Origin of the sequence: Marinicella sediminis, from assembly GCF_002000055.1 — a bacterium.
Taxonomy (GTDB): Bacteria; Pseudomonadota; Gammaproteobacteria; order Xanthomonadales; family Marinicellaceae; genus Marinicella; species Marinicella sediminis.
In genome coordinates this window covers 1-5,099 of record NZ_MVBD01000023.1, presented here as the reverse complement: position 1 = coordinate 5,099, position 5,099 = coordinate 1, and the positions used below count along the sequence as shown (strand labels likewise).

1 protein-coding gene is annotated in these 5,099 nt (G+C 47.1%); it reads left to right on the top strand.

Annotation, left to right across the window (positions count from 1 at the left end; all coding sequences use genetic code 11):
- Window positions 1–5,099, top strand: a 5,099-nt coding sequence (locus B0475_RS17180; RefSeq protein ID WP_157893047.1) for a non-ribosomal peptide synthetase, incomplete at both ends; no start/stop codon positions are given.

Below are 5,099 nucleotides of genomic sequence, written 5' to 3'. Positions count from 1 at the left end.
GACGTGACATTGACTGCTGAGGCAGGTTATGTGGCTCCGCGCAATGACACTGAGGCTGCTTTGGTTGATATCTGGTCTGAAGTGCTGGGGTTTAAAAATGATGTCATTGGTGTCCACGACAGTTTTTTTGACCTTGGCGGTCACTCACTGTTGGCTACCCAGGTGGTTTCCAAAATACGCAAGCAATTCAACTTGGAAGTGTCTCTCAACACACTTTTTGAAAACCCCCGAATCGATCAATTTGTGCATCACCTGATCACCGCCGATACAACAAAAATCAAACCCATTGAAGTGGTCGACAGAACGGAAGTGGATCAGCTGCCATTGAGTTTTGCCCAGGAACGGTTGTGGTTCCTGCATCAATTGGATCCGGGCGACACCAGTTACAATGTCCCCGGAGCCTTCTATTTGAGGGACCAGACTTCACTTGATCACATTGAATTGGCCTTGAATATTTTGGTGGAACGACACGAAAGTTTGCGAACGATTTTCGTCAATGAACAAGGCAAAGCCAGTCAACAAATAATCCCCGATTGGCGATTGAACCTGGAAGTTGTTAATTTAACCCGTTACCGCAACCACAATAACCAACAGAAAAAATTACAAGAGCTGTGTCTCGCAGAGGCAACCACGCCATTTGATTTGGCCAAAGGGCCTTTGATGAGAGGCCTGTTGTTTCAACTTGATGATCAAAATTCGGTGATTTTACTGAACTTTCATCACACCATCATGGACGGTTGGTCCGTAGGTGTATTGTTCAAAGAATTGGCCCAGGTGTTGGGTTTTTTAAACAAGCAACAAAAAGTACAACTGCCCGCATTGGAATTTCAATACGCTGATTTTGCTGTTTGGCAGCGAAGCTGGCTGGAAAACAGTGATCTGTTGCAATCCCAATTGAAATATTGGCAAACTCAATTGGCTGGAGCACCTGCTTCACTTGAATTACTGACTGACTTTCCGCGCAAGGAAGCATTGAATGTGACCGGCGGTGTGCATCGATTTGAGCTGGATCAATCGCTGGTTTCGAGATTGAATAGTTTTGCTGAACAGCATGGCTGTACCTTGTTCATGCAATTATTGTCGGTGTTCAAGGTATTGCTGTGGCGATACACTGGTCAATCAGACATTTGTATTGGCACCCCCATTGCCAACCGCCATTATGAAGGCACCCAAGCATTGGTGGGCATGTTTGTTAATACATTGGTGATAAGAACCCAGTTCAATGAAACCGATGATTATGTTCACACCCTCAATTCCGTCAGGCAAACCTGCATGGAAGCCTATGAAAACCAAGATGCGCCCTTTGAAAAAGTGGTTGATGCAGTCCAGCCAGAGCGGATTCAGGATCAGAACCCATTGTTCCAGGTGATGTTTATTTTGCAAAATACTGAATCAGCAGACCTGGTCTCATCTCATGAGCCATACCCGCTGGATATCCACAACAGTTTATTTGACATTTCGATGGAGTTTGAACCGCATTTTGAGGGTCACCTGTCTGGCTTTTTGAAATACAACGATGGCTTGTTCAAAGCGGAAACCATTGCCAGAATGGCCGCTCATTTTGAGGCTTTGTGTGAAGCTGTTCTGCTTGCGGCTGACAGTAAAATAGCTTACCTTGATTACTTGACAGACGCCGAAAAACAGCAGTTATCGACTTTCAATGACACGGCCATGGCGCTTCCTGAAAACACCTGTTTACATGATTTGTTTATCAATCAGGTTAAACAGGACCCAAATGCCATAGCGGTGGTGTTGAATGACGCCCAATTGACCTATCAACAACTGCACGATAAGAGTCAGCAGTTTGCCTGCTATTTGCAACAAAAAGGCGTCCTGGCAGATGAACTGGTTGGTTTATACATTGATCGTTCAGAAATGATGTTGGTGGGTATCATCGGCATCATGATGGCTGGCGGTGCCTATGTACCATTGGATCCCGGCTACCCGGACCAAAGGTTAAATTACATGCTCAACGACAGCGGTGTAAAAGTCATCGTCACTGAAGCCAGTTTGTCCTCAAAAATACAGGACCTGGCTGACAATGAAGTTTTGTGCATTGACATCGGTGACTGGCAAACCATTGAGTCAGCAACCACTGACTGGAACAGTCCTGATACCGAACCCCGCAAACCGGTTAAACCTGAAAACCTGGCTTATGTGATTTATACATCTGGTTCAACGGGCCAACCCAAAGGGGTGATGATCCAACACAGAAGTGTGATCAACCACACCCTTTATGTCAGTAAACAGTATGGCTTGGACGCCAGCGATGTACAAATACAATTCGCCAGCATGGGTTTTGACTTATTCATTGAAGAGGTGTTCGTGGTGTTGAGTGTGGGGGCCCGGCTGGTTCTCGCGGACAAGGATGAATTGCTTTCCATGCACGGTTTAGCGGCTGTGGTTAAACAGTTTGGCGTCACTGCATTTAATTTACCCACCGCGTTTTTCCATCAATTGGTCAGCGCTGGATTTGATTTGTCACCTATCAAAACAATCATCGTCGGTGGTGAAAAACTGGACAAACAAAAGTCAAAAGAGTGCCTTACCAAGTACCCTGAATTAAATTTGTATAACACCTATGGTCCAACAGAAACCACCATCATCAGCTCGATGGTCAGGGCCAATGACGTGCTGGACTACCCGGAATTGCCCATTGGCAAACCCATTGCCAACACTGCACTGCATGTTCTGGATCAATGGGGAAATCAGGTGCCTGTTGGCGTACCCGGGGAACTGCACATTGCAGGTGAAGGTCTGGCCCGTGGTTATTTACACCGCCCCGATTTAACGGCAGAGAAATTCATCGATAACCCATACCAAACTGGCAGCCGGATGTATTGCAGTGGGGATTTGGTTCGTTGGCTGGCCGATGGCAACCTTGAATACCTGGGCCGCATCGACACACAGGTTAAAATCCGTGGGTTCAGAATCGAAACAGGTGAAATTGAGTCCACATTGTTCAAGCATGAGCAGATCGCTGATTGTGTGGTTGTGGCTCAAGGTGATCAGAGCAACAAAACCCTGGTTGCATTTTACACCGCTGACAGCGAAGCCGAACTGGCCTCAATCGAGCCAGAAAAACTGCGCGGGTATTTGCAAACCACGCTCCCTGAGTACATGGTCCCTTCGGTTTTTGTTGGCCTTGACAGCATTCCTTTGACACCCAATGGCAAGGTGGACCGCAAAGCATTGGAAAACCATGAAGTTGAGCGAACAGCCGACGCTGGGTATGTCGCACCACGCAATGAAACAGAAGCCGTCATGGTCGATATTTGGGCCAGCGTTCTGGGCTTGAAACCCGAAGTCATCGGGGTGTATGACAGCTTCTTTAATTTGGGTGGTCATTCTCTGCTGGCTACTCAAGTGATATCCAAAATCCGCAACCAAATCAACCTTGAAGTATCACTTCGAACCTTATTTGATAACCCACAAGTGGCTCAGTTTGTGCATCATTTGTCATCAGCCAGTGTCACTGAAATCAAGTCAATTGAAGTGATCGACAGAGAGAAAGTGAACCAGCTGCCGTTGAGTTTTGCTCAGGAACGTTTGTGGTTCCTCGATCAACTTTATCCGGGAGACACCACCTACAACCTGCCAGGTGCCTTTTACCTGAAAGATCAGGCAGCGGTTAAACACATCGAACAAGCCCTGAATATATTGATTGAACGGCATGAAAGTTTACGAACCGTGTTCGTGAATGACGCCGGTCAAGCCAGCCAGGAAGTCTTGCCAGATTGGCGAATGAACCTGGAATTGGTGGATTTGACCCGCCACCGCAACAAACGCAAGCGTGAGCTGAAATTGCGTGAAATGTGTGAGGCTGAAGCGGCCACACCCTTTGACCTTGCGACAGGGCCGTTGATGCGTGGTATCTTGTTTAAACTGGATGGTAAACAATCTGTTATTTTATTGAATTTCCATCACACCATCATGGATGGTTGGTCCGTTGGCGTGCTGTTCAAAGAATTGTCCCTGGTATTGGATGCCTTGAAGAATGGGCAAGCGGTGCAGTTACCACCACTGGACTTTCAGTATGTTGATTTTGCTGCTTGGCAAAGGCATTGGCTGGAAGACAGCGACTTATTGCAAGCGCAACTGGCTTACTGGCAAAACAAATTGTCGGGTGTGCCAGCCTCGCTGGAGTTGCTCACTGATTACCCCCGCAAAGATTCCTTGAATGTGTCAGGGGCGGTTCATCGGTTCGAATTACCAGCCTCGTTGGTCACCCGCATGAATGATTATGCAGAACAGCATGGTTGCACTTTGTTCATGCACTTATTGACGGTCTTTAAAGTGCTGTTGTGGCGCTATACAGGCCAGCAGGACATTTGTATTGGCAGCCCGATTGCAAACCGCCAATATGAGGGAACTCAGGCATTGGTTGGTATGTTTGTTAACACCCTGGTGTTTCGTTCTCAATTCAATAAAGAGGATGATTTTGTTGATACCTTGATTGCCGTTAAGCACACCTGTTTGGAAGCCTATGAAAACCAGGATGCACCCTTTGAAAAAGTCGTGGATGCAGTACAACCGGAGAGGATACAAGACCAGAACCCATTGTTTCAGATCATGTTCATTTTGCAAAACACTGAATCGGCGGACCTGGTTTCAACTTTTGAGTCTTACCCACTTGATGTGCACAACAGTTTGTTTGATATTTCAATGGAGTTCGAACCACATCACAAAGGCCATCTGGAAGGGTTTCTGAAATACAACAACGGCCTGTTCAAGCCTGAAACCATTGCCAAAATGGCTCATCATTATGTGGCTTTGTGCGAGGCTGTCTTGGTCGCTGCGGATACCAACATCGGGGCCATTGATTTCCTGGATCAGTCTGAAAAAGATCAGTTGTTGATTGCATTCAACGACACCGGAGTTGAATTGGCTGCAGATCGGTGTTTGCATCAACTGTTTGAAAGTCAGGCTCAAAGTACCCCCGATGCCCCCGCTTTGTTGCATGAAGGCAAGGTCATCTCATATGGTGAGTTGGAGCTGGCCAGCCGTCAGTTGGCTCTTTATTTGCAAGCCAGGGGCATAGGCGCCGGTGACTTGGTGGCAGTTTGCCTTGACCGATCGCCGATCATGGTCACAGCCCT